Consider the following 25,015-nt stretch of genomic DNA (forward strand, 5'->3'; position numbering starts at 1 on the left):
TCCCTTAATTCATATGTCCGGATGGCGGGTCGAGGTTATTCGGCCGCCTTCTTTTCCTGTTTCATCGAGGCGATAACCTTCTCGCCCCAGCGCAACTGCTCTTTCAGATCGTCGATGGCTTGCGTCAGTTCGCGGCGGCGTTCTTCCATGTCGGCCAGGCGTTCTAACGCGATTTCATAGGTGCGGGTCATCTGAGTGACCTGCTGGTCGCCCACATGGTACAGATCCAGAAGTTGGCGGATTTCTTCCAGGCTGAAGCCAAAGCGTTTGCCGCGTAGAATCAGTTTCAGCCGCGCCCGGTCACGCTTGGTGAACAGACGTTTTTGGCCTTCGCGGATCGGGAACAAAAGTTCCTTGGCCTCGTAAAACCGCAATGTGCGTGGTGTGACATCATAGGTCTCGCACATCTCGCGGATTGTCATCACATCTTCGGTCATTCGTCATACTCTCGTCACTGGCGTCATGAAACATGAGTTGCGCAGTTGCTTTGCGCTTTACAACACGTGAGTGACGTTTACGTAATTCAGACGCTGCGTCATTTCAAAGTTGACGTAACATCCGAACGCGTAAACGCTGATTGATGAAATTTTCTTTCCCTAAGGTCACGCGAAAACTCAGCCTTTTGCGTGTGTGAAAGTTGTTCTCACACGCATGAGGTGTGCTGAGCCGCGCTGACTTGGCGAAGCAGACTTAAGAATACGGGGGGTTATTCCAGAGACTTTGCCGTCTGATCGCGCAGACGCTTCAGCTCATCCATCGCTTCGTCCAGTTGCTGGCGCTGCTGTTCAAGCTCGCTCATCTGACGATCAGCCATTTCGACAAATGTGGCCATTTGCGCCGCGTTGCCCTGATCTTCATAGATCAACAGCCATTGGCGAATCTCTTCCAGTGGGAAGCCAAACTTACGGCCACGCATGATCAGCTTCATCCGGGCGCATTCCCGCGCACCGTAAAAGCGGGACCGACCTTCGCGGTCCGGCTGCAAAAGTTCGATGTATTCGTAATAGCGCAGGGTGCGCGGCGTTACGTCGAACTCGGCACACATCTCTTTGAATGACAAACGATTGTTGGACATTCCTGATCTCCTCGCCAGCAACCTAGGCGGTCCCGATCCCAAGCGCAACAGGTGGGCTTGCCCTTTGCCGATGCAGCGGCTCATAAAGGGGGCGCAGAGAACAGGACAGATAACGATGGTCGACAAGACAGTTTTAGCCCGCCAGTTTATCGAGGCGATCCCTCATGCGCGGGCTTTGAACCTGACGCTGACCCATATCGGCGAGGGTGAGGCAGAGATTACCCTGCCATACAACGAGGACCTGATCGGAGATCCGCGCACCGGCGTGATCCATGGTGGGGCGATCTCGACCATCTTGGATACATGCTGCGGCGCTGCTGTCATGAGCCACCCTTCCGCGCCCGGCGGGACAGCAACTATCGACCTCCGGATCGACTACATGCGTGCGGCAAAGCCAGGTCAGACCATTACCGCCAGCGCGACCTGCTATCACATCACGCGGAACGTTGCCTTTGTTCGGGCCACTGCAGTGGATAACGACAAGGACTTACCGGTGGCGACTGCGGCCGGCTCTTTCACGGTTGAGGGGAAGTAACATGGCAAGACCGCGTCCAGAACCCGTGCAGGTGGTCAAGCAAAGGCGTGATGCGGCATTGCGCGCGTTGGTTGATGGTGTTCCTTACATCCGTTTTCTCAACATCGGCTTCGACCGACGCGGTGATGAATTGACCGGTGTTCTGCACTTTGATGACAAGCTGATTGGCAATCCGTTTCTGCCTGCGATTCACGGCGGCGTGACAGCTGCGTTTCTCGAAGTGACAGCCGTCATCACGCTTAGCTGGGAACACATGTTCCCAAGCATAGAAAGCGGAGAGATAGACGCCGAAGCCATCGTGACGGACAAGAGCATTCGCTTTCCCAAGACAATCGACTTTACCGTTGACTACCTACGCTCAGGCTTGCCACGCGATGCCTATGCGCGGGCCTTTATCAGCCGATCCGGTCGGCGCTATGCCTCGGTCCGGGTTGAAGCCTGGCAGGACAACCATGCAAAACTTTTTGCGCAGGCGTCCGGGCATTTCCTGATGCCTCAACCTCCCAGAGATAAGGGCTGACCATGCAGGACGCCTCGGCGCCCATCACGCATAGGCGGGTGCTGAAGATCGCAGTCCCGATTGTTCTGTCGAACGCAACCGTGCCCATTCTTGGCGCGGTCGATACGGGCGTTGTGGGGCAAATGGGGCAGGCCGCACCGATCGGTGCCGTGGGTGTGGGTGCGGTCATTCTGGCCTCGATCTATTGGATATTCGGTTTTCTACGCATGGGCACGACCGGTTTGGCTGCCCAAGCGCGCGGGGCAGGTGACGTAGTGGAAACCCGTGCTTTGCTGATCCGGGGCTTGATGTTGGGTGCAGCGGCCGGTGTGTTCTTTGTTCTTGCGCAAGCAGCGGTCTTTGCCGGGGCATTTGCCCTGTCACCTGCCAGCCCCGAAGTTGAGGCATTGACGCGCGCCTATCTCGAGATTCGTATTTGGGGTGCTCCGGCCACCATTGCTTTGTATGCCGTGACCGGATGGCTGATCGCGGTTGAACGGACGCGTGGCGTTTTCGTTCTGCAAATTTGGATGAACGGGCTGAATATCGTTCTGGACCTGTGGTTTGTTCTGGGGCTGGGATGGGGCGTGGAGGGCGTCGCTGTGGCCACCCTGATCGCAGAGTGGACTGGTTTGGCGCTGGGCCTTTGGCTGTGTCGGGATGGATTCGAAGGTAAAATCTGGCGCGACCGGGCCAGGATTTTCGATGCTGCGCGCCTACGCCGAATGATGCAGGTCAACGGTGACATCATGATCCGATCGGTCCTTTTGACGGGCTCGTTTACGACCTTCCTTTTCGTGGGCGCGGATCTGGGCGACGTGAACCTGGCCGCCAATCAGGTTCTTCTGCAATTCCTTGAGATCACAGCCTTCGCCCTGGACGGGTTCGCCTTTTCGGCCGAGGCTTTGGTCGGTGGCGCAGTCGGTGCGCGGGATCGGCACCAGCTGCGACGCGCCAGTATCATGGCATCGCAATGGGGGCTTGGTGGAGCCATATTACTGGGGGCTGTGTTCTTCCTGGCTGGCCCGTCCCTGATTGATCTGATGTCAACCTCGCCCGAGGTGCGTTTGGCCAGCCGTGACTACTTGTTTTGGGCGGCGTTAGCGCCAGTTGTCGGTGTGGCCAGTTGGATGTTTGATGGCATCTACATTGGTGCCACTTGGACCCGCGCCATGCGCAACGCAATGATTCAATCCGTAGCGATCTATGTGGTCGCTCTGTTCGTTCTGGTACCGAGCTTTGGCAATCACGGCCTTTGGGCCGCACTGATGGTTCTGAACATCGCGCGGGGTGCGACGATGGGCTGGCGCTATCCCAAGCTGGAAGCGCAAGTGGCCTAAAGCAAAGCCAACAGGTTCTCCGGCGGACGCCCGATGGCAGCTTTGTCAGCGGCAATGGCCAGAGGCCGTTCGATCAGAATGGGGTTCTCGGCCATGGCGCGGATCAGCTCGTCATCCGATGCGGTTTTTGCCAGCCCCAATTCCTTGAACCGCTTTTCGCCGGTACGCACCATGTCAATTACAGGCAGTCCCAGTGCTTTCTGAGCGGCCCGCAACGCATCGGCCGAGGGCACATCTTCAAGGTATTTTCGCAATGTGATCTGCGCACCCTTTTCTTCCAAAAGCGCCAGTCCGGCGCGGGATTTGGAACAGCGGGGGTTATGCCAGTATTCGATCACAGCCAGTCCTCTCGTTTGCTGCCCACGGCCTGGGCAACGCTGTCATAGCCATCACGCGCCAGCAATTGATCTAGCCCATGCGCGATATCAGCAGCAAGTGAGATCCCACCGTAAACCATGGCGGTATAGAACTGTACAGCAGACGCCCCGGCGCAGATCTTGGCGTAAGCCTGTTCTGCGTTGCTGATGCCGCCGACGCCGATCAGCGGGATTTCTCCACCGGTCAACTGGCTCAGCTTTGCCAGCACGCGGGTGGATTTTTCGAACAAAGGCGCGCCAGACAATCCTCCGGCTTCACCTTTATGCGCGCTACGCAACCCGTCACGCGACAGGGTGGTGTTGGTGGCGATCACCGCATCCACGCGGGTTTCGCGAGCAACCTCAGCAATGTCCTGCAACTCAGGCTCGGTCAGATCAGGCGCAATTTTCAGAAAGATCGGAAGCGGGCGGGGCAGTGCATCGCGTATTTCGATCACACCATTCAACAGCGCGGTCAGCGCGGCCTTGCCCTGCAAATCGCGCAGTTTTTCCGTGTTCGGTGACGATACGTTTACGGTGGCGAAATCCAGATGTGCCGCGCAATGTGCCAGAACTTTCGCAAAATCACCTGCTCGGTCTTCGCTGTCTTTATTGGCCCCAAGGTTCAGGCCGATCACAGCGTCTTTGGGGCGCTCTGCCAGCCGTTTGGCCATCACCTCCATGCCTTCGTTGTTGAAACCAAAGCGGTTGATGGCTGCCTTGTCCTCGGTCAGACGAAACAGGCGTGGTTTGGGGTTTCCTAGCTGCGGACGGGGCGTGACTGCGCCCACCTCGATAAAGCCAAACCCGGCGCGCGACAGAGGTGCGAGGACCTCACCGTTCTTGTCGAAACCAGCGGCCAGGCCGACCGGATTTGGCAGATCCACACCCGCCAAGTTGGTTTTCAGGCGCGGTGTTGTCACAGGCCCCGGCGCGGGCGTTAGACCGGATTTCAGCGCCTTGATCGACATGCCATGAGCAGCTTCGGGGTCCATGCGGTGCAGAGCGTTCAGCCCCAGTTTTTCAATCAGTTTCATCCGAAGGCCTTTCCGCTTTCCCCTGATCCGCACCGGATCAGGCGCGAGGTTTCGACCGCAGCCTGACGATGGATCACCGCCGCCCGGTACACCGGGTCTGTCACCATTTCAAGGAACGCGTGTGCTGTCGGATAGCGTGCGATAAAGACGGCATCCCATGTTTCATCCGACGGCCCAATGAGAGTTGTTTCAAACACCCCACGCCACAAAATGCTTGCCCCGATACGTGCAACAATCGGCGCAGTTTCAGCGCCGTATTTCTGATAGGCTTGTGCCCCGGTCAGCCCCGCGCCCGCCAATTCATGCGCAGCAGGATACTGCGCTGTGGCCCGGAATTTCACCAGATTGAGCATTTCAATTGGCTGGTTCCGGTCCAGAGCCTTAAATGCCTCGAACTGATCCCGTTCCGGGTCGATAAAGGACGTCATTCCATATCCTCGGGGAACTGGTGAACAGCACCGTCAAACGGCAGGAGGCGTGACCAGACAACGTCGCTAAGCCGGATCTGGCGATAGAGATGCGGGAACAGGGCACCGCCGCGCGATACTTCCCATTTCAGATCTTCGCCCATGGCGTCGGCATTACAGGCCAGTAACGTCAGATCATCCACACCTGCGAAGTGTTTCGCCGCCGTCTCAGCAGCTTGTTCAGCCGTTGAAAAATGGACAAAGCCATCGGTGACATCAATTGGCGCGCCATCTGTCGCGCCCTTGTCTTGCAAGGCGGCCCATTCATCGGCCCGGAAAATTTTGTAAATCAGCATATCGATCTGATGCCCCGCGCAGCGCTTGGAATCAAGCTGGATTTCCTCTTTGACTCTTGGGCGTCATAGGCGCACGATCTCTGAAAATATAAACAGGGAGATTCAGTATGTTGACCCGATTTCTGGCGTCTACAGCAATTCTTGGCCTGACTGCCGGCGTGGCAGCGGCCGAATACAAGCTAACCATTCTGCACACCAACGACATTCATAGCCGCATCGAGTCGATAAACAAATACGACTCGACCTGCGATGCTGAGGATGAAGCAGAAGGTAAGTGTTTTGGCGGGGTTGCGCGCCTCAAGACGATCGTTGATTCCCGCCGTGATGCGCTGGCGGATCAGAATGTTCTGCTGCTGGACGCCGGGGACCCGTTCCAGGGATCGCTGTTCTACACCACCTACAAAGGTTCAGCAGAAGCCGAATTTATGGAAGCGATCGGCTATGACGTCATGGCCGTGGGCAACCACGAATTTGACGACGGCCCGGAAGGGTTGGCGTCGTTTATTGAAACGGTCAGCTTTCCGGTGATTTCAGGCAATCTGGACCTGTCATCGTCGGCCGAGCTGAAGGGCAAGGTTGAAAACCATGTGGTGCTTGATGTCGGCGGACAGAAAGTGGGCATCATCTCGGCGTTGGCTACGGATACGGTCGAAACGTCAAGCCCCGGCAAAGATGTCGTGTTTCAGGACGAGATCGAAAGCCTGAAAGCGGATGTGGCCGCTTTGCAGGATGAAGGCGTCAATATCATCATCGCGTTGAACCATGTGGGACTGGCCAAGGATCTGGAAATTGCAGAACAGGTGCCGGGGCTTGACCTTGTGGTCGGTGGCCATTCGCACACGCTTTTGTCAAATACACAGGAAGGCGCCGCCGGGGCATACCCGACGATGGTCGGCGATGTGCCGGTTGTTCAGGCGTATGCCTATTCCAAATACCTGGGCGAAATCACACTGACCTTTGATGACGATGGCAATCTGATCGCCGCAGAAGGAGAGCCCATACTGCTGGACGCCTCAGTCACACCTGACGAAGGCATCGCGGCCCGCGTGGCCGAAATGGGCGCGCCAATTGAAGAGATGAAGCAACGCGTTGTTGCAAGCTCGGCCGCCGCGATTCAGGGCGACAGGTCGGTCTGTCGGGTACAGGAATGCGAAATGGGCAACCTTGTGGCCGACGCGATGCTGGCCCGTGTCGCCGATCAGGGTGCGCAGATTGCGATCGCCAATTCAGGTGGCCTGCGCGCTTCGATCGATGAGGGCGACGTGACCATGGGTGAAGTTCTGACGGTGCTGCCGTTCCAGAACACGTTGTCCACTTTTGAGATCACCGGTCAAACCGTCATTGATGCGCTGGAGAATGGTGTTAGCCAAGTTGAAGAAGTAAAAGGCCGCTTCCCGCAAGTCGCGGGCCTGAGCTACACTTGGGACCCAAGCATGGCCCCGAACGAAGGCCGCATCAGTGAGGTCATGGTGGCCGAAGGTGATGGGTTTGTTCCGATTGACCCGAACAAGACCTACCTCGTTGTGACCAATAACTATGTGCGCAACGGCGGCGACGGGTACTCGATGTTCGAAGGCGACGACAAGAATGCCTATGATTTCGGCCCCGATCTGGCCGATGTCACAGCTGAATATCTGGCGGAAAACGCGCCGTATCAGCCTTATCTGGATGGGCGTATCAAGCAGAAGTAAATCTACCGTCTGAAACAAAAAAGCCGCATCCAGGTGATGCGGCTTTTTTTGTTTCGCTGCGTGTCAGCTGAAATCGTATTCCGGCCAGAGTTTCGGGTCAAAGCCGTCCAGCATTGCCGTTATGTGATCGGCCACTTCGCGCCAGCCGCCAATTGACTTGGTCGAGATCTTGCTTCGCACTTGATCCACACTGGCCGTGCGAACCTGTTTTGTGTTTTTCTCGGGGTGTACCATCGACTCGTGCCAATCTACTCCGCAAAATTCAGCCACGCGCTGGCTGTGGGTTTTGGGATCTGCCACCAACTCTTCGTAGGGCAAAGTTAGGATCTGACCTTCGAACACCGTGTCCCAGTGCGCTATATAGCGGCGATAGAGATTGGCGGAATGTGCAATGGCGTCCAGACTTGAGGCGTAGTTCATGCCGCCTGCGGGAAAACGTCTGATCCATTTCGACAAACCGACGTCTCTGGGATCGCGCAGCATGTTGACAATCTTGGCGTTGGGGAAGGCGGCCAGAATAAACCCAACGCGCTGGTAATTGTGCGGCAGCTTATCGACAAACCCAATCGAGTTTTCCGGTATGTTCGGCATGTTTTCCCGATACGAGCGCGCGATGTCTTTTGCGGCTTCCGCGTCAAACACCTTGTCGGTTGCGTGGAAATTGTTTGTCAGTTCCGGGATCAACATCAACTCACCGCACCCGGCGATGTCGGGGGCCGAACTCAGCATCATTTCCATCAGGGTCGTGCCGGATCGCGGCTGTCCAATCACAAAAATCGGCAGCGGCGCTTCGGACTGGATACCTTCAAAGGATGATGTTCCTTCGGGGAACAGCTCGATGATTTTGTGCAGCTTTTCTTCTTCTGCTGCAAAGTCATAAGGCACCGCGTCGTGTTGTACGGCATTTGCTTTTGCAAACTGGGGCAAAGCCGCGGCGATACCGTCGGTTTTTTGGACAAGATGCGCCTTGGCAAATTCTAGCTCTTGCAGGGGTTCATCTTTTTCAGCCGCCGCAGCCTCGACCGCAGACATCAATTGCGGCACGTTCTCTTTTGACGCCATTGTGGCCGCTTGCAGCAGAGCATTTGCGTGATGGGGTTGAGTGTTCAGGATGTCGTTTAAGATACTGAACGCCATTTCCTTGTCGCCAGAATGATGCAGATTGAGCGACTTTTGGAAAGCGACCATGATGTTTTCCGGTGCCAAGTCATAAGCGCGTTCTATGTCACGCGTGCTTTCCTCGACAAAGCCCATCTGAAGATAAGCCCGCGCCCTTTTTGCAAGAAGTTCCGGGTTGTCAGGGTCCGAAGCAAGGCTATGCGTTGTGAACTCTACAATCGAACGCCAGTTTCGGCCTTCGCGCTGAATCTCGTCAATGACCCGGCGAAGCTCTTTGTTGTTGGGAAACTGTTCAACCTTTTGTTCGGCATATGTCAGTGCGCGCGTGATTTGCCCCGTTTGCATCAGGGCATTTGCCAGGTTTTCGGCAAATTGCGGATCATCGGGTTTCTTGCGCGAGGCTTCCAAAAAGTGGGGTATGGATTTCTTATACTGCTTCAGCTCTGTCAGAACAAAACCGGCGATTGCATGAAAATCCGAGTCCTTGGGGAATTTCTTGACCCCAAACTGGGCTTTCTTCAACGCCTGTTGCAGTTTGCCTGTTTCCAAAAGGGAAATTGCTTTGCTCTTGAGGGTTTGAGCGGTTTGGTTTTTCATGTGACCCGAAAGATCCTGCGCCTGTATCAAGAATATATCGATGGTTCATTACCTATGTGCGGACGGTTTGCAATAACTCTTCCCAATGACGCCATGGCACAGCTGTTTTCTGCCCGGCCTGCAAATGCCTTACCGGCTGTTCCAAATTACAATGTTTGTCCGACAAATCAGGTACATGTGGTGCGCAGTGGCGAGACCGGTCGTCATTTAGATGCGCTGCGTTGGGGGTTTTTGCCACATTGGTACAAATCCGAAACAGCCGGACCATTGTTGATCAACGCCCGGTCAGAGACTTTGGCTGACAAACCAGCCTTTCGCGACGCTTGCCGATCGCGCCGTTGTTTGATCGTGGCTACGGGGTTCTATGAATGGACCAAGACCGAACAGGGAACCCGCTTGCCGTGGTACATCCATCGCAAGGATGGGGCACCGATTGCCTTTGCTGGGGTTTGGCAGGACTGGGGCCCTCAGGAAAGCCGACAGGGCACCTGTGCGATCGTGACGACAGGTGCAAATGAAGGCCTCAAGGGCATACACCATCGGATGCCCTTGATCCTTGAGCCTGAAGATTGGCCATTATGGCTGGGCGAGGCGGGAAAAGGGGCCGCGCGATTGATGCAGCCGGGGGCCGAGGATGTGCTGACCTTTCACCGCGTCGACCCGGCAGTGAATTCGAACCGGGCCAGCGGACCTGAACTGAATGAACCTTTTGGCGGGTGAGGGCGCGTGGCCTTTCCTTTCGAAACACAGCAAGCTAGACCTCTGGTATGGCTTTGAAATTCCCCGATCTGTCCCAACTTTACGCGCATGGTTTTGACACGGTTATCGACGTGCGCAGCCCGGCTGAGTATGCCGAGGATCATTTGCCGGGTGCGATCAACTTGCCGGTTCTGAATAATGAGGAACGGGCGCGCGTCGGGACCATCTATGTGCAGGAAAGCCCCTTTCTGGCACGGAAACTTGGGGCGGCGCTTGTGTTCCGCAATGCAGCCAATCACATCGAACAGCACCTGAGCCAACACGAGGGCAGTTGGCGCCCCTTGGTCTATTGCTGGCGCGGTGGCCAGCGTTCCGGATCGTTCACCTGGATGTTGCAGCAAATCGGTTGGCGCGCTGATGTGGTCGAAGGCGGCTATCGCACCTATCGCCGGTTGGTGAATGCGTATTTGTACGACGATCCTCTGCCGCATCGATTGATCGCCTTGGATGGCTATACCGGAACGGCCAAGACGGATCTGTTGGCTCTGTTGCAAAGGCGCGGCGTACAGGTTCTGGACCTTGAGGCATTGGCCAATCACAGGGGATCTTTGCTGGGGGAAAGGCCAGGTGGACAGCCTGCGCAAAAGGCGTTTGAATCGGCATTGTCCAGCGCGCTGTGCGCAATAGATCCAGCGCGTCCTGTTGTAGTCGAGGCGGAGTCTTCGAAAATCGGCAGTCTGATCCTGCCGCCCAGCCTTTGGACGGCGTTGTGTGCGGCCCCCAGGGTGCAAATCACAGCGCCGATTGAAGCGCGGACCGCTTATCTGGTGAGGGCCTATGACGATATCCTGTCCGACAGTGATCGTTTGCGGGATCGGTTGTCCCCGCTGCGTTTTCATCGCGGTCACGAGGTCGTCGACGGGTGGATGTGCCTGATCGATGCGGGTGAAAAACACGCGCTGACACAGGCGTTGATGGAACAGCACTACGACCCGGCCTACACCAAATCACGGCAATCCCGGTCGGTTGAGGTGCTGGCCAATCTCGACATTGCGTCCTTGGACGACGGCGGCCTTTCAGCGGCCGCGTCCCAAATCGAAAGCCTGCTGGATCAACTTTGAAGCCGCAGGCCCGGTGTTTCAGTCAATTCGCCTATGATTACAGCCGGATAACCCGCGGCCTTCAAATCCTTGATCAGGGCATCGGCCACTGACGGATCGACAGCGGCAAGCAAACCACCAGCCGTCTGAGGATCAAACAGCAAAGCGGCTTTGCCTTCGGCGGGCAGGTCCATGGCAATCACCCGGTTGTCGGCAAAGATGGTCGAGCGCACGCCCTGATCTGTCAAAGTCAACGCGCCGTCCATTACCTCGACCGCGTTCAGATCAAGTACTGCACCACAGTTTGACGCGTCGCAGATACCGTGCAGGTGCCCGGCTAAACCAAACCCGGTCACGTCGGTCATCGCATGGGCCTTGGCCAGTATTCTTGATGCTTTCCCTTGCGATTGGGTCATGTGCTGATAAGCGGCCGCGACCCAGGCTCCATCTGCCAGACCGGCCATTTCGGCAGCCATCAGAACGCCGCTGCCCAAGGGCTTGGTCAGGATCAAACGGTCTCCCGGTTGCCCGCCCGACAAAGTGATGGGCGGCGTTTCACACAGGCCGGTTATGGTAAAGCCGATGGTCATCTCATCGCCCATGGAACTGTGGCCACCCACGATCTCAGCCCCGGCCTCTCTCATCACGTCGCCTGCCACTGCCATGATTTCTGACATGGTGCGGCCCTGAAGACTGGCAGACATACGAGGAAGGATGATCGTCGCAGTTGCGGCCTGAGGTGCAGCCCCCATGGCCCAGATATCCCCCAAAGCGTGAACAGCAGCGATACGCGCCATCAGGACGGGATCATTGGTGAAAGCCCGCAGGTGATCTGATGTCATGACCTGCTGAACGCCACCTGTTTGTAGCAAGGCTGCATCGTCTCCGGGCAGGGGGATGATGTCTGAACGGTCAGGCGCGGGCTGGGATTTCAGTGCTGTCTGCAACGCATCGCGCCCGACCTTGGCGCCGCATCCTCCGCACATGGGTTTTTCCCCAAGCGCCTTATCCAGCCCGAAGGCCCGGTCGTGTGGCAATGCAGAAAGCTTCATTTGCGGCAGGTCTCGAAACCTGTTCATGAAAGTTTGGTCGATGTGGTTCTTCCATTTCCACATGATCGGGCCGCTCAAGGATGTACCTAAACGCTCACCCAGCGCGGATTTGCCGCCCAACGAGATCAGTTTGAGGTAATCCTTCTGCGGGACATATCTGCGCATCCGTCCCGCACTTAGTGCAGCACGCAGATTGTCGAAAAGAACGGGTGCTTCGCGCACCGCGTAAACGCCTGCCTTGGGGCGCGGATTTTCTGACAGATGAGCGCAATCCCCGGCGGCAAAGACAGCAGGATCGCTGGATTGAAGATAGCTGTTCACCCGGATGTACCCGTCTTGCAGATCCAGCCCTGTACGTGCGATCCAGTCATATGGGCGCGCCCCGGCGGCTCCGGTGACGAAATGGGCGGGGATAGCGCGGCCGTCCTGCAGTTGGACGTGATCAGCGGCGATCCGGGTAATCACTGCGTTTTCGATGACTTCCACACCCAGATCCTGCATGGCGCGACGGATCGTGGCCTCCGCCTTGGGTTTGGTAGCCGCCAGGATTGAGGCATTGTCGATCAGCGTGATCCGCGCCGCGCGCCCCTTTGCTTTGAGAGCGTGGGCCATGGCCATGACCAATTCGGCCCCGGCAACGCCCCCGCCGATCACCGCGACAGACGCAGGGCCATCATGATTCAGATAGTCAGCCCATCGCGCGGCAAATCGGCCCAGAGGTTTGGCTGGAATGGCATGTTCGGCAAAGCCCGGCAGAGCGGGCATGTCCGAGGTGATCCCAACATTGACCGAAGCCACATCGAACCCGACTGGCGGGTGCCCGGAAACATGCACCTGATGGCTATCAGTATCGATCCCTTCGACGGCACCCAGTATGACCCGCGCATCTGCAAAGCGCGCCAGTTTTACCAGATCGATGTCCAATTCCCATCGGTCGTAGTGCCCGGCGACATATCCCGGCAACATACCGGAATAAGGAGCAGTAGGGCCTGGATTTATTACAGTGACCCGCGCACCTGCAAGAGGAGTCATCCCCCATTTTCGCAAAAGCAGCGCGTGGGTATGACCTCCGCCAACAAGAACCAAATCGCGGGTCAGGGGCAGCGGAGGTGAATGCATAGGAATTAGTTCGCGCTATGGTCCGGGACGTCTTCGACCTGCTCGACCGCGTGGGTGGCCCAAAGCTCATCCTCACCGGCATCCGGCAGACCTTCGGGCTTTTCATGACGGTGAATGTGCCATTTGGCAATGAACAGGGCCGTGATCGGAGCGGTCAGGAACAGAAACAGCGTGATCAGCAGCTCGTGCATGGACAGTTTACCCTCCAGCAGCACCGAATGCGCTATTGAAGCCAGCAAGACGCCGCCCACTCCCAACGTTGTCGCCTTGGTCGGCGCGTGCAGGCGCGACATTGGATCTTTCAGTTTGATCATCCCAAACGAGCCGACAAACCCGAAGATACCCGACATGATCAAGAAGACGGCGATCAGCAATTCGACGAGAAATGTCATGTCGCCCTCACTCGATGATGTTGCCGCGCAGCATGAAGCGCGCATAGGCCACGGTTGAAACAAAACCCAGCATGGCAATGATCATGGCGGCCTCGAAAAAGATCTCGGTACCTTGATCCAGACCATAAAGGATCATCAGGGCAATGGTGTTGATCACCATCGTATCCAGCGCCAGAACGCGCGTGCCGACGCCGTCAGCGGTGATGATCCGCCACAGGCACATCATGATTGCGGCGCCAAAACAGGCGAAGGCGAAGTAGATGGCGTATTCGATCATTCGAAAATCTCCTTCAGGCGGCGTTCATAGCGTTGTTTGATCTGATCGCGAACCGCCTCGGGGTCGGGGGCGTCAAGGCAATGGACCAGCAGGTTATGCCCTTGTGCCGACAGATCGCAGCTGACCGTGCCGGGGGTCATGGTGATTGTTCCGGCCAACACGGTAATCGCCTCGGGGGTGCGCAGTTCCAGCGGGACGCAGATCCAGTTGGGTTGGCGGTCGGCATCCCGCTTGAACAGGATGATCCGGGCAACGGTCACGTTTGCAACCACAATGTCCCAAAGCACGACCAGTATATACTCTGCCACCATCCGCCAATTACGCAGTTTGGGGCGATCCGGCCAATAGGGCTGCGTTATGAAGGGGATGATGATCCCCAGGATCAGGCCAAAAACCAACGAATTCAACGATCCATTATTGGCCAGCAAAACCCACACGAATGTCAGCAAGAAAGTCAGATGAGGGTGCGGAAAAATCCGGCGCAGCAGTTTCATCATTCTTCCCCTCCCAATACGGCAGAGATGTAGTTTTCAGGCGCAAACAACTGGCCTGCCGTTTTGCTTGTGTATTCCAATGCAGGGCCCGCAAACAGGGTCAGAAGGATCAGACCTGCCACCAACCCAAACACGGCTGTGATAGCAAGGCCCGGTTGCGGTTCCGGGGCAACCGGTGCGGGTACCTCTTCACCATCGACAGGGTCTTCTACGGTAACCACCTGCGTGTCGTGGCTTTTCCAGAAGATCAATGTGCCCGCGCGCGCCAGCCCAACAATGGTGACAAAAGATCCGATCAGAATAACAGCCCAGACCGCAGTTGCGTCCGATGCATCCCGCGACGCGTCCAATACCAGCAACTTGCCGATGAAGCCTGAAAGTGGCGGCATACCTGCCATCGCGATGGCCCCGACAAAGAACAGGGCCGAGATCAGGCCGCTTTGCGGCATGGGCGTTGTTGGTGCAATTGCCCCGCCGCGACGCTCCATCACCAGATCAGCAACAAGGAACAACAGCGCAGTCGCCAAGGTCGAGTGGAACACATAATAGAGTGCTGCAGCCGTCGCATCTGGCGTGAATTGTGAGATCGCGATCAGCAAGGTCCCCATCGAGGCGATGGCGCAAAACGCAACCATGCGAGCTATGTGTTGCGATCCCAAAATTCCGATGGCCCCAACGGCCAAAGTCACAAGCGCTGCGGGTTGCAGCCAATCGCCTACCAAACCTTGCGTCGCTTCGACCTCGGGTCCGAAGGCCAGCGTATACATGCGAATGATCGAGTAAGCACCAACTTTGGTCATGATGGCAAATAGGGCAGCCACGGGTAATGGCGCATTGGCGTAGCTGGCTGGAAGCCAGAAATGCAGCGGCAAAACGGCGGCCTTGATACAGAACACCAAAAGCAGAAGCACCGCGCCAACCCGCAAAAGGGCGGTGTCCTCGGCGGGGATTTCGGCAACGCGCACAGCGATATCTGCCATGTTCAGCGTACCGGTGACGCCATAGATTGTCCCTAAGGCAAACAGGAACAGGGTCGAACCCAAGAGGTTGTACGCAACATATTGCACGCCGGATTTTAACCGGACCGAACCGCCTCCATGGGTCATCAAACCGTAAGAGGCGATTAGAAGGACCTCGAAGAAAACGAACAGGTTGAACGCATCGCCTGTCAGGAAAGCTCCGCAGACGCCCATAAGCTGGAAATGGAACAGCGCGTGGAAATGTTTGCCGCGCTCATCCCAGCCCGACGCGATGGCATAAAGCACAATCGGCAGGGCTAGCAGTGCCGTTAGCAGAACCATCATGGCCGACAGCCTGTCCAGCACCATGACGATGCCGAATGGCGCTGGCCAGTTGCCAAGCTCGTAGACCAGAATTTCACCGCCCGAAGCTTGCGCGGTAATGGTCAGCGCTATGCCAAGCAGGGCAATAACGCCCGAGACCGAGAAGATACGCTGCAGGTCCAGATGATAGCGCAGGACCATGATGATAAACGGGGCCAGGATCGCGGGAAGGACGATCGGCGCAACGATCCAGTGGTTCATGCGTCTTCTCCCGGCGCGTCTACGCTGTCCTGTGGGCTCATGTCGATATGGTCATCCTTCGAGGACAAATAAGCCGAGAGCGCGATCATCACGATTACGGCTGTCATTCCAAAAGAAATCACGATGGCCGTCAGCACCAGCGCCTGTGGCAGCGGGTCGGTATAGGGCACGTCTTCGTATTTGTTCAGAACGGCAGGCGCATTCAGCGCGAGTCGCCCGGTGGCAAACAAGAACACGTTCACAGCATAGGTGATGAGTGACAGGCCCAGAATGACCGGGAATGTCCGACGACGCAGGATCAGGAAAATCCCGGCGGCGGTCATAATGCCTACGGCAGAGGCTACGAGCGCTTCCATCAGGCCTGCTCCTTCTCTTTGTCTTCATCTTCAGAGGAATCCCGCAGCGGGTTGATATCCATTGGGAATTCCTGTGCCATGCCCGGCCGCCAGGCAAAGCGTGACAGGCTGTCCAGCGCGAGCATCACCGCCCCAAGAACGGCGAGAAAGACGCCCACGTCAAACAGCATGGCCGTGGCCCACTCGAACTCTTCCAGCGGCGGCCAGTTGATGTAGCCAAAATCGCTGGTCAGGAAGGGGCGTTCGTTGAACCAGGCCCCCAATCCGGTCGCCGCAGCTATCAGCACGCCCCAGCCGATGGTTCCGTGATAGTAGAACCTTTGCCGTTCGATGGCCCAGGTGTAACCGCTGGCCATGTACTGCATCAGGAACGCAATCGCGACAATCAAGCCCGCGATGAAGCCACCCCCGGGTTGGTTATGTCCGCGGAAGAAGATGTAGGCGCCCACCATCAATGCGATTGGCATCATGACGCGAGTGACCACAACCATCATCAGCGGATGTGAGTCCCCAGATTGAGGCCAGTGCGGTTTGCGGTTCAGCAAATAGCCGCGCACATTTGTACCCAGAACCGCTTCGGTCAGGGCAAAGATGATCAGCGCCGCGATGCCCAGTACGATGATCTCGCCAAAGGTATCAAAGCCCCGGAAGTCGACCAGAATGACGTTCACGACGTTCGTGCCGCCACCACCTTTGTAGGAGTTCGCCAAATGGAAGTCCGAGATCGTTGGGAACGCGAAATCCCGCAGCATGATCGCGTAGATCAGTGCGCCGGTCCCGATGCCCGCGACGACAGAAATCGCAGCGTCTCGCCACCGCCGTGCGGCTGAACTGTCCCACGGCGTTTCCGTGGGCAGAAAGTTCAGCGACAGCAGAAGCAGGATCATGGTTACAACTTCAACCGAGATTTGCGTCAGCGCCAAGTCCGGCGCGGATAGATAGTTGAAGGCGACTGACACGATCAGGCCCACAACGCCAATCAGAACAAGCGAGAGCAGGCGGTTGCGGTGGAACCACATGATGCCCAGCGTCGCGCCGACCAGACAGAGCCAGCCGACGATCGGGATGATTTGCGCAGGCAGTGGAACGCGGGTTTCAACCCCAATGGTACCGGTCGAATAGGCGTAGTAGCCCAGCCCGACCGTAAAGGCGATGAAGATGATCGCATAACGGCTGAGGACACCGTTGTGCAGCTCATCCGTAACCCATTGGCTGAGGCGCGTGAAGGCGTGGATGATGGTTTCGAATATCACCTTGGCTTCAGGGCGTGGCAGGGCATTCCAAAGCTGCTCTCCGCGTTTGTGCATCGACAGCAGGAACAGACCGCCCAGCGTTGCTACGATCGACATGTACAGCGCGGGCACAAAGCCGTGCCACAGTTTAAGCGAATAGTATGGCAGCTTTTCCCCACCGATCACAGCGCTGGACACCACGGCGACCAACGGACCGACAATGGCGGCTGAATAGAGACCGATCAGAACGACCAGCACGACAAGGAAAGCGGGGGCAATCCAAAGCCCAACCGGCGGATCATGCGGATGTGCAGGGTAATCGTCGCGCTGCGGGCCAAGGAACACGTGGCTCACGAAACGGAAGGAATAAGCTGCGGAAAACAGAGATGCGAGCAAGGCCAGGCCCGGCACCAGATAGGCTGAGTTCAGCCATGTGGTGTGCACGGTTTCTTCCAGCATCATCTCTTTCGACAAGAAGCCGTTCAGGGGTGGCAAACCAGCCATTGAAAGCGCGGCGATGGTGCCGATTGTGAAGGTGATCGGCATCAAATGACGCAAACCGCCCAACCGCTTGACGTCGCGTGTTCCGGTCTCATGATCGACAATCCCAGCTGTCATAAACAGCGCTGCCTTGAAGGTCGCGTGGTTGATGATGTGGAACACCGCTGCCACGGCTGCGAATTTCGTGCCGAAACCCAGCAACATGGTGATCAGGCCCAGATGCGACACAGTCGAAAACGCCAGCAGCGCTTTCAGGTCATCCTTGAACAGCGCAATCACCGCGCCCAGCAACATCGTCACCAGACCGGTAGTGGCCACGATATAGAACCACGCATCCGTCCCGGCCAAAACCGGCCACATCCGCGCCATTAGGAACAGACCGGCCTTCACCATGGTGGCCGAGTGCAGATAAGCAGATACGGGTGTCGGTGCCGCCATCGCGTGCGGTAGCCAGAAATGGAAAGGGAACTGCGCCGATTTGGTGAAAGCGCCCAGCAGGATCAGGATCAGTGCGGGAAGGTAGTAGGGCGAAGCTTGGATCAGCTCTTTGTTCTGTAGAATGACACTCAGGTCATATGAGCCCACGATGTTTCCCAGGATCAGCATCCCGGCGATCATTGCCAACCCGCCGCCTCCGGTGACGGCCAGCGCCATCCGCGCACCTTGACGGCCTTCGGGCAGGTGCTTCCAATAACCGATCAGCAGGAACGAGCTGAGCGATGTAAGTTCCCAGAAAATAAGCAAAAGCAGGATGTTGTCTGACAGAACAATCCCGACCATAGCACCCTGAAACAATAGCAGATAAGTGTAGAACTGCCCCATCGGATCTTCGCGCGACAGGTAGAACCGCGCGTAAAGGATGATCAGCAGACCGATACCCAATATCAGTAGGGCGAACAGAAAGCCCAACCCGTCCAACATGAAGTTGGCATTCAGGCCAAGACCGGGAATCCAATCGAAGCGGGCGGTCACGACGTCTCCGCGCATGACCGATGGGATGTGGATCAGCAAACCCATTAGGGCAAGAAACGTGGTTAACGCCGCAGCGGATGCTGCCGCGTTTCTGCCTGCTCGGATCAGCAGAGCAGGGAATACAGCACCAAGGAAAGGAAGGGCCGCGATAAGGAATAGGGACAAGTGCGATACTCCGGTCTGAGCGGTCAGGATGAAGCCTATTTTGTAAAGATATTTCCTAGGCTGTCCAGATTTTGTAACTTCTTCACTGATAACTAGCGAAACATTTAACTGTACGGTAGCCCTGTGAAAAAATGACGCAATCTTGATCCTGTGCATAGGTTTTAAGGCATCCGTTTCCACCCAAATGTGCTAGATGAATGGGCATCGAACAGGAGGCTATCGGTGATCGAAAAAGTGAACCGAACCCGAAGGTGGGTGTTGATCGGCGGTGGTGTCGCGATCGCCGCGGGCTTTGCGATCCGGGAATATCGTTTGATCCCAGAAGATCACGGCGGCGGGCGGATCAGCGTTGAAATGGCGCATGAACAGGCCCGCGAAGGAAAAATACTGTTGGTCGACATACGAACTCCGCGGGAATGGCGCGCATCGGGCATTGGCGAAGGTGCATCGCCGCTTGATATGCGGCGCGAAGACTTCGTTGAGACCTTGCAGCAGATGACCGGTGGGAGGCTGGATACGCCAGTGGCGCTCATATGTGCGCGGGGGGTGCGCTCAGCGCGTTTGAGCAACCAACTTATTGCAGCGGGTTTTACCCAGATCATTGACGTGCCCGAGGGTATGCTGGGCTCGGCCGCAGGCCCGGGTTGGGTCAGGGCCGGGCTGCCGGTTCGAAAGTTTAACGAGGATGCAGGATGATCCGAACACTTAGTCTGGCGGCACTCATTGCCGCCGCCGGGCAGGCCGCTTGGGCCGGATGCGCCGGTCAAGACATGGTTTGCGAAACACCGATGGGCGCGTATCATCTTGAGCTGCCCGAGGGGGACAACCCTCCGATGGTGGTGTTCCTGCACGGCTATGGTGGCAGCGGATCGGGCACGATGCGCAATCGCTCGATGGTCGAACCTCTGCTGAAGCGTGGCTATGCGGTTATGGCGCCTGAGGGTTTGGAGCGACCGGACCGTGGCGGCACCAAAAGCTGGAACTTTTATCCGGGTTTTGGTGATCGGGACGAAACCGCCTTTCTGACCGAAGTCATGCAAGATGCCGCAGACCGGTTTGGCGTCGATCCTGATCGGGTTCTGCTGGGTGGATTTTCGGCAGGCGGCTTTATGGTCAACTACCTGGCCTGTGACGCACCGGATACATTCTCCGCTTACGTACCGGTGTCCGGAGGGTTCTGGCGTCCGCATCCTGAGACGTGTGAAGGCCCGATCCGCATGTTCCACACCCACGGTTGGACAGACAATGTCGTACCGCTTGAAGGGCGATTGCTGGGCGGTGGGCGCTTTCAACAAGGCGACATCTTTGCCGGGCTTGAAATCTGGCGTGAAGCCAATGGCTGCGTCGATCACAAACCAAGCAGTTTCACTGTGACGGACGACTTCATGCGTCGCCGCTGGACCGGTTGCGCCGAAGGCAGCGCGTTAGAATTCGCGCTGTTTCCCGGGGGGCACAATGTTCCTGCCGGTTGGGCAGACATGATCGTCGATTGGTACGAGGGGTTACCCGGCAGCTGATTATTCTGCCGGGGTCATGTTGCCTTTGCCTTCGACCAACCGCTTCAACTCATCCCGATAACGGCGGGCTGATCGAGTGATGGCGGGTTCGCTGAAGTCTTCGCGCATTCCGACCATTCTCCGGGCCGCGCTTGCCGAAACACCGCTGAGGGCCGAAAGCGGTATGGCCAGCGCGAGGCTAATGGCAATCGGGGCCAACCAGATCGAAACCAGACCGGACAGGATACCGACGCTCAGCGCGATGCCACTGATCGTTTCCAATGCGTGGCACAGCACCAACGTACCGAGCCCATAGCTGCCGCCATCGCGGGCTTGCGGAGACCAGCCGCGTTGGATGCCAAAGGCCGTGCGGAAGACCGCAATCATCTGCTGCACCATCAGAATAGGCGCGTACAGAATAGAAAGTAGAACCTCGGCCAGGAACGACGTCAGAAACTTGCGCGCACCACCAAAGTCGGAATAGCGCACACCGCTGAGTGGCAGAGCCAAAACACCCAGCACTTTGGGGGCCAGCAGCATGGCGTACATGACCAGAATAATCAGCACATGACGGGTTTCCGACATCTCGGGCCATTGGGGGAACAGCGGATTGTCAGGGCTGAAATAGTGTAGGACGGATGCGTCCTGACCTTGACCAATCAGCGCCCACATCAAGAGCAGTGCGAACCACAAGGGTGACATCAGATATCCGATGGCGCCATGGAACATGTGAAAGCGCGACACAGCGCGGAACCCGGTTGACCCCAGCAGTTTCAGGTGTTGCAGGTTGCCCTGACACCAGCGGCGGTCCCGCATGGCATGATCGATGAGGGTGGGTGGTGTTTCTTCGTATGATCCGCGAATACGCGGCAGAAAGCGCACGGCCCAACCCGCGCGGCGCAGCAATCCCGCCTCGACAAAATCGTGGCTCATGATCAGCTTGTCCTGACCGCTGAATGAACGCAGCTTGGGCAGGCCAGCGCTTGTGGCAAAAGCCTTGGTGCGGATGATGGCGTTGTGGCCCCAATAGTTGCCTTCTTGCCCGCACCAGCGCGCCAGACCTTCGGCAAAGGCGATACCATAGACACCGTTGGCGAATTGCTGCATCCGGGCAAAAACTGACTGCGCGCCAATGAGCTGCGGGTAGCTTTGAATCAATCCCGCACCGGGATCACGCGCCAACGCATCGGTCAGACGATAGATCGCGCGTCCGGTCATCAGGCTGTCGGCATCCAGCACCAGCATCGCATCCCAGTCCGCACCCCAGCGGCTCACCCAATCGGCGATATTGCCTACCTTTCGGTCAGTATTCTGTTCACGGCGTCGATAGTACAACTCCAGCCCCGGTGCCAAAGTGGTGCGCAACGCCTCGACACTGGCCTGTTCCTGCGCTGCTATCTCGGGGTCCCGCGTGTCCGACAAAATGAACATGGCATAGTGGTGCCGCCCACCACGGGTTTGTAAATCTTCAAGCATGGTGCGGGCGTTGCCCAGTACGTTCCACGGCACCTCGTTGTAAACCGGGGTCAGCAAGGCCACACGCAGCGGCTGCGCGCGATGGCTCTTTTGGGGACGGTCCTGCCTAGACAGGGACACCATACCCAAAAGCACCGTGCAAACCGTGAAAGTGATCCAGAAAAAGTTGAACGAGATCAGCGCCAGCAGTATCGCTTCGACCAGATTGATCCCCTCGGCGCTGAACCAGTCACTCATCACCCAGAGCAGACCCAGTGTTGCCGCCATTGCCGGGGAAAACGCCAAAGCACGCCAGAACCCAGCCGACGAGCCGCGCTTGCCGGAAGGCGCATCCGCATCCCGGAACCGCGCGCTGAAGTTCTGCGCGGGCATCGCCAGAGGGGCTTCTGGCGGCATGATATGCAGATCGCGGCTCATGTGGTCCAACGGTAAAGCCAGACCTCAGAGGCAGGCTGTTTGTCTTTCAGAAGCTGAGCGCGCAGTTCGACATGATTGCGATCTTCGGGCTGGAAAGAAAAGGCCAGACGCAGACCACCGGTATCGGGATTGCGTTGCAGAACACCTTCAGAAGTTTCGGCATGAGGCGAGTCAACAAAGATCGAGATCGCGTCGATGTCCTCGAACAGTTCACTGTCTTCAAAGTCGATCACTGCCAGACGACCCTCACCAAAGGTATTTTCGCCCATCGCGCTGTTGATGACACGTGGCATTGGAGTGCGTTGGGGTTCTTCCCCCCAGATCAGGCGATAGGACAGGTCGACTTGACTGCCCGCCGCATAGGGCTCTGATGGGCGCCAATAGGCGACGATGTTGTCATAGATTTCCTGATCTGCCGGGATTTCAACCAGCGTCACGGTGCCTTTGCCCCAATCCTGGTTGGGTTCGACCCACAGGCCGGGACGTTTGTGATAGTTGGCCTCAAGGTCTGCGTAATCCGAAAACTCGCGCTTGCGTTGCATCAGACCGAAACCACGTGGGTTCGTGTCCACAAAAGACGAAATTTGCAGACGGGTCGGATTGGCTAGCGGCCGCCACAGAACTTCGCCTGCGCCATTGCGGATCAGCAGCCCGTCGCTGTCATGAACCGCCGGGCGGAAATCGTCGAACCGGCTGTGGTTGGTCTGATCGAACAGGAACATCGACGTTCCCGGTGCGATACCGACATGAGACAGATCTTCGCGCGGGAACAGCGTTGCCTCAACATCCATGATGCAGTCTGCACCTGCGGTAACGTTGAACCGATAGGCACCGGTCACGCTGGGGCTGTCCATCAGCGCGTGGACGACCATATTACGCTGGCCGGGTGCGGGACGTTCCAGCCAGAAGCGGATGAATTCGGGGAACTCCTCACCATCCGGATCGCCGGTTTTCAGCGCCAGACCACGCGCGGACAGGCCATAAACCTCGTGCAGGCCGATGGCGCGGAAATAGCTGGCTCCCTGCCAGACGCAGAATTCATCTGTCTTGCCGGGGCGGTGCATCTCGGTCCGAAGGCGCAAGCCCGAAAAACCCAGCGTATCGTCGATCGGCAGTTGTGGCACGTCTTCGGATTTATCGAACATCGCCAGATCGAATGCGACCGGCGTGGTCATGCCATTCTCAACCGTTTCCACTTTGACAGTGCGCGGGAAATACAGACCCGGCGTGAAGAAATCGACGTTGAACGGCGTTTCGGTTTCGTACCATAGAGCACGATCCAGCCTGAACCGGATCGAGCGGTACTGCTGATAGGTCAGATCCTGCCATTCCTGCGGCACCATCTCGCGTTCTGCATAGGGGCGGCTGGCTAGGTCGCGGGCCATTTTGATCACATAGTCGCGGTCAAACGGAACCTCACCGCCCGTTGCATAGGCAGACGGGGCAAAGGCCAAGGCGGTCGTCGAGACGAGGAATGCGCGACGGGTAAAGTTCATTTCTTTGTCTTCCAGGGTTGTGACTTGAACCACGCGGCCAGATAGGCCACGCCGATGATCATCGCAAAGCCAATCATGTTGGCGATAAAGACACTGGCAACATCCCGCCCAGATTGGTCTAGCGCCACGCCGATCAAGCGGGCTGCGGCCATGGAAAACACAAAGACGGCAAGGGATTGCTGACCGACCTTTGTGATAACTGCCAGCAGGAATTGCCAGACACGCGCGCCCATGCTGTGGCCGGTTGCGATCAGGCGATGGCCGTGTTCACCGGCTGCAACCCAGCCCAGATAGGCCAGTGACAGGAAGTGGACATAGCGCAGAAGGCCGAACTCGGTTTTGCCGCGCAGCTCTTCAGTCAGGGGCCAGCCCTTGCGGATCACAGCGCCAAGCTCGGGCGCGGCAGTGTTGATCCAGGTAAAGACCTTCCACGACCCGAACGGAGCCGACAAGACAACAAAGGCGATTGCCGCCCAGATCAGTGCCCTTGATATCGGCGGGGCGGGAATCCAGCCGCGCATAAAAGCGAACCCTGTGAAGAAAAGCAGCTGCCAACCAAATGGATTGAAGAACCACTGACGGTCTGACCACGGTTCGGCCGGCAATGCCAGCGCACCGGTCTGAGCGATAAACCAGATCGCCACGCAAACCGCTGCCATCAGCCAGAAACTGACACGGTAGAGCGCCATGTACAGCGGCATCAGCGCCAGGACCACCAGATACATCGGCAGGATGTCAAAGTAGTTTGGCACATAAGTCAGCGTAAAAATTCCAACCATCTGCGGGGCCGGATCGTTGAAGAAATGCTGCAGGTTGAGGGATGAGATATAGGTCTTTTCAAACCACCCTGTCTGATCTAGCGCGGCCATGGTCATGGCTACAAAGAAGAACAGGCAGATATGCGCCCAGTAGACCTGCCAGATACGGAAGGCGACACGCGCTGTTCCCATCCACCAACCTTTGCGCAGAAATGCGCCGCCAAAAGCAATGGCCGAGGCCATGCCCGAACAGAACACAAAGATCTCGGTCGCGTCTGAATAACCGAACCGCGCGGGTATCCACCTGGCCCAGGGATCGTTGGGAATATGGGCAATCAGAATGATGAACATCGCGATGCCGCGATAGAAATCCAATCGCGGATCACGCGTGCGGGCAGGAGCTGCGGCCGGGGCCGATGCAGATGCAAAATCAGAAGCGGGCGATATGGTCGCCATA

At 57.3% G+C, this 25,015-nt stretch carries 25 protein-coding genes; 8 read left to right on the top strand and 17 right to left on the bottom strand.

The features are described 5' to 3' along the window. Window positions 1-35: 35 nt before the first annotated feature. Both I9187_RS04420 and I9187_RS04425 read right to left on the bottom strand, forming a co-directional pair. Window positions 36-437 carry a MerR family DNA-binding transcriptional regulator gene (locus tag I9187_RS04420; protein ID WP_171091075.1) on the bottom strand — a complete coding sequence of 134 codons (402 nt, stop codon included), beginning with the start codon at window positions 435-437 and terminating at the stop codon, window positions 36-38. 269 nt (window positions 438-706) lie between these two features. Beyond that, window positions 707-1,075: a MerR family DNA-binding transcriptional regulator gene (locus I9187_RS04425; protein WP_171177553.1), complete on the bottom strand. Its 369-nt coding sequence runs from the start codon at window positions 1,073-1,075 to the stop codon at window positions 707-709. Between the two features lie 115 nt (window positions 1,076-1,190). Between I9187_RS04425 and I9187_RS04430 the strand changes: the two genes are divergently transcribed. Genes I9187_RS04430 through I9187_RS04440 form a run of 3 tightly spaced genes read left to right on the top strand, consistent with a single transcriptional unit; the run spans window position 1,191 to window position 3,449 of the window. Continuing rightward, on the top strand, window positions 1,191-1,610 hold the full coding sequence (locus I9187_RS04430; RefSeq protein ID WP_171177551.1) for a PaaI family thioesterase: 420 nt from the start codon (window positions 1,191-1,193) through the stop codon (window positions 1,608-1,610). Window position 1,611: 1 nt separating this feature from the next. After that, window positions 1,612-2,130, top strand: coding sequence for a PaaI family thioesterase (locus I9187_RS04435; protein WP_171177549.1), 519 nt, complete (start codon window positions 1,612-1,614; stop codon window positions 2,128-2,130). Window positions 2,131-2,132: 2 nt separating this feature from the next. Then, complete coding sequence (locus I9187_RS04440; protein WP_171177547.1) at window positions 2,133-3,449, top strand: MATE family efflux transporter; 1,317 nt, start codon at window positions 2,133-2,135, stop codon at window positions 3,447-3,449. On the opposite strand, the gene arsC is transcribed toward I9187_RS04440, so the two are convergent. From arsC to I9187_RS04460, 4 genes are read right to left on the bottom strand one after another with little or no spacing between them, the layout of a single operon-like run. After that, window positions 3,446-3,787, bottom strand: a complete 342-nt coding sequence (arsC, locus tag I9187_RS04445; RefSeq protein WP_171177544.1) for an arsenate reductase (glutaredoxin) — start codon at window positions 3,785-3,787, stop codon at window positions 3,446-3,448. The two genes, I9187_RS04440 and arsC, sit on opposite strands and share 4 nt — an antisense overlap. Further along, the gene (locus I9187_RS04450) at window positions 3,784-4,842 is read right to left on the bottom strand and encodes a quinone-dependent dihydroorotate dehydrogenase (RefSeq protein WP_171177541.1); all 1,059 of its coding nucleotides are present in this window, start codon (window positions 4,840-4,842) and stop codon (window positions 3,784-3,786) included. Before I9187_RS04450 ends, arsC begins: the two co-directional genes overlap by 4 nt. After that, a complete protein-coding gene (locus I9187_RS04455; RefSeq protein WP_171238239.1) occupies window positions 4,839-5,270 on the bottom strand; it encodes a DUF1330 domain-containing protein in 432 nt (143 codons plus the stop codon). Before I9187_RS04455 ends, I9187_RS04450 begins: the two co-directional genes overlap by 4 nt. Continuing rightward, complete coding sequence (locus I9187_RS04460) at window positions 5,267-5,605, bottom strand: DUF952 domain-containing protein (RefSeq protein ID WP_171727610.1); 339 nt, start codon at window positions 5,603-5,605, stop codon at window positions 5,267-5,269. Before I9187_RS04460 ends, I9187_RS04455 begins: the two co-directional genes overlap by 4 nt. Window positions 5,606-5,712: 107 nt before the next feature. Between I9187_RS04460 and I9187_RS04465 the strand changes: the two genes are divergently transcribed. Beyond that, a complete protein-coding gene (locus tag I9187_RS04465; protein WP_171238241.1) occupies window positions 5,713-7,296 on the top strand; it encodes a bifunctional metallophosphatase/5'-nucleotidase in 1,584 nt (527 codons plus the stop codon). A gap of 63 nt (window positions 7,297-7,359) precedes the next feature. Here I9187_RS04465 and I9187_RS04470 read toward each other — a convergent pair whose 3' ends face one another. Then, window positions 7,360-9,012, bottom strand: a complete 1,653-nt coding sequence (locus I9187_RS04470) for a tetratricopeptide repeat-containing sulfotransferase family protein (RefSeq protein WP_171177533.1) — start codon at window positions 9,010-9,012, stop codon at window positions 7,360-7,362. Window positions 9,013-9,066: 54 nt separating this feature from the next. Here I9187_RS04470 and I9187_RS04475 point away from each other — a divergent pair, with 54 nt between their 5' ends. Next, window positions 9,067-9,732 carry an SOS response-associated peptidase gene (locus I9187_RS04475; RefSeq protein ID WP_171727649.1) on the top strand — a complete coding sequence of 222 codons (666 nt, stop codon included), beginning with the start codon at window positions 9,067-9,069 and terminating at the stop codon, window positions 9,730-9,732. 47 nt (window positions 9,733-9,779) lie between these two features. Then, complete coding sequence (gene mnmH, locus I9187_RS04480; protein ID WP_171177531.1) at window positions 9,780-10,832, top strand: tRNA 2-selenouridine(34) synthase MnmH; 1,053 nt, start codon at window positions 9,780-9,782, stop codon at window positions 10,830-10,832. Here mnmH and selD read toward each other — a convergent pair. From selD to I9187_RS04515, 7 genes are read right to left on the bottom strand one after another with little or no spacing between them, the layout of a single operon-like run. Continuing rightward, window positions 10,823-12,982 carry a selenide, water dikinase SelD gene (selD, locus tag I9187_RS04485; protein WP_209509584.1) on the bottom strand — a complete coding sequence of 720 codons (2,160 nt, stop codon included), beginning with the start codon at window positions 12,980-12,982 and terminating at the stop codon, window positions 10,823-10,825. The genes mnmH and selD overlap by 10 nt on opposite strands. Before the next feature lie 5 nt (window positions 12,983-12,987). After that, the gene (locus tag I9187_RS04490) at window positions 12,988-13,374 is read right to left on the bottom strand and encodes a Na+/H+ antiporter subunit G (RefSeq protein ID WP_171177527.1); all 387 of its coding nucleotides are present in this window, start codon (window positions 13,372-13,374) and stop codon (window positions 12,988-12,990) included. Between the two features lie 7 nt (window positions 13,375-13,381). Further along, complete coding sequence (locus tag I9187_RS04495) at window positions 13,382-13,651, bottom strand: K+/H+ antiporter subunit F (RefSeq protein ID WP_170459173.1); 270 nt, start codon at window positions 13,649-13,651, stop codon at window positions 13,382-13,384. Beyond that, a complete protein-coding gene (locus I9187_RS04500) occupies window positions 13,648-14,145 on the bottom strand; it encodes a Na+/H+ antiporter subunit E (protein WP_171178079.1) in 498 nt (165 codons plus the stop codon). The genes I9187_RS04495 and I9187_RS04500 overlap by 4 nt, the downstream gene beginning before the upstream one ends. Continuing rightward, window positions 14,145-15,689 carry a monovalent cation/H+ antiporter subunit D gene (locus tag I9187_RS04505; protein WP_171177524.1) on the bottom strand — a complete coding sequence of 515 codons (1,545 nt, stop codon included), beginning with the start codon at window positions 15,687-15,689 and terminating at the stop codon, window positions 14,145-14,147. Before I9187_RS04505 ends, I9187_RS04500 begins: the two co-directional genes overlap by 1 nt. After that, window positions 15,686-16,045 (bottom strand): Na+/H+ antiporter subunit C, encoded by a 360-nt coding sequence (locus I9187_RS04510; RefSeq protein ID WP_170751150.1) that lies wholly within the window; start codon window positions 16,043-16,045, stop codon window positions 15,686-15,688. Before I9187_RS04510 ends, I9187_RS04505 begins: the two co-directional genes overlap by 4 nt. Continuing rightward, on the bottom strand, window positions 16,045-18,915 hold the full coding sequence (locus I9187_RS04515) for a monovalent cation/H+ antiporter subunit A (protein ID WP_171177522.1): 2,871 nt from the start codon (window positions 18,913-18,915) through the stop codon (window positions 16,045-16,047). The genes I9187_RS04510 and I9187_RS04515 overlap by 1 nt, the downstream gene beginning before the upstream one ends. A 222-nt stretch (window positions 18,916-19,137) precedes the next feature. Between I9187_RS04515 and I9187_RS04520 the strand changes: the two genes are divergently transcribed. Together I9187_RS04520 and I9187_RS04525 are read left to right on the top strand one after the other, a co-directional pair. Next, the gene (locus tag I9187_RS04520) at window positions 19,138-19,611 is read left to right on the top strand and encodes a rhodanese-like domain-containing protein (protein ID WP_171177521.1); all 474 of its coding nucleotides are present in this window, start codon (window positions 19,138-19,140) and stop codon (window positions 19,609-19,611) included. Next, a complete protein-coding gene (locus I9187_RS04525; RefSeq protein WP_171177519.1) occupies window positions 19,608-20,432 on the top strand; it encodes an alpha/beta fold hydrolase in 825 nt (274 codons plus the stop codon). The genes I9187_RS04520 and I9187_RS04525 overlap by 4 nt, the downstream gene beginning before the upstream one ends. Here I9187_RS04525 and mdoH read toward each other — a convergent pair whose 3' ends face one another. Genes mdoH through I9187_RS04540 form a run of 3 tightly spaced genes read right to left on the bottom strand, consistent with a single transcriptional unit; the run spans window position 20,433 to window position 25,014 of the window. Continuing rightward, window positions 20,433-22,304: a glucans biosynthesis glucosyltransferase MdoH gene (mdoH, locus tag I9187_RS04530; protein ID WP_171177517.1), complete on the bottom strand. Its 1,872-nt coding sequence runs from the start codon at window positions 22,302-22,304 to the stop codon at window positions 20,433-20,435. After that, window positions 22,301-23,800 (bottom strand): glucan biosynthesis protein G, encoded by a 1,500-nt coding sequence (locus I9187_RS04535; RefSeq protein ID WP_171177515.1) that lies wholly within the window; start codon window positions 23,798-23,800, stop codon window positions 22,301-22,303. Before I9187_RS04535 ends, mdoH begins: the two co-directional genes overlap by 4 nt. Beyond that, window positions 23,797-25,014 (bottom strand): OpgC domain-containing protein, encoded by a 1,218-nt coding sequence (locus I9187_RS04540; RefSeq protein WP_171177513.1) that lies wholly within the window; start codon window positions 25,012-25,014, stop codon window positions 23,797-23,799. Before I9187_RS04540 ends, I9187_RS04535 begins: the two co-directional genes overlap by 4 nt. Window position 25,015 lies beyond the last annotated feature (1 nt).

It is taken from the genome of Ruegeria sp. HKCCE4148 (assembly GCF_017872495.1).
Taxonomy (GTDB): Bacteria; Pseudomonadota; Alphaproteobacteria; order Rhodobacterales; family Rhodobacteraceae; genus Ruegeria.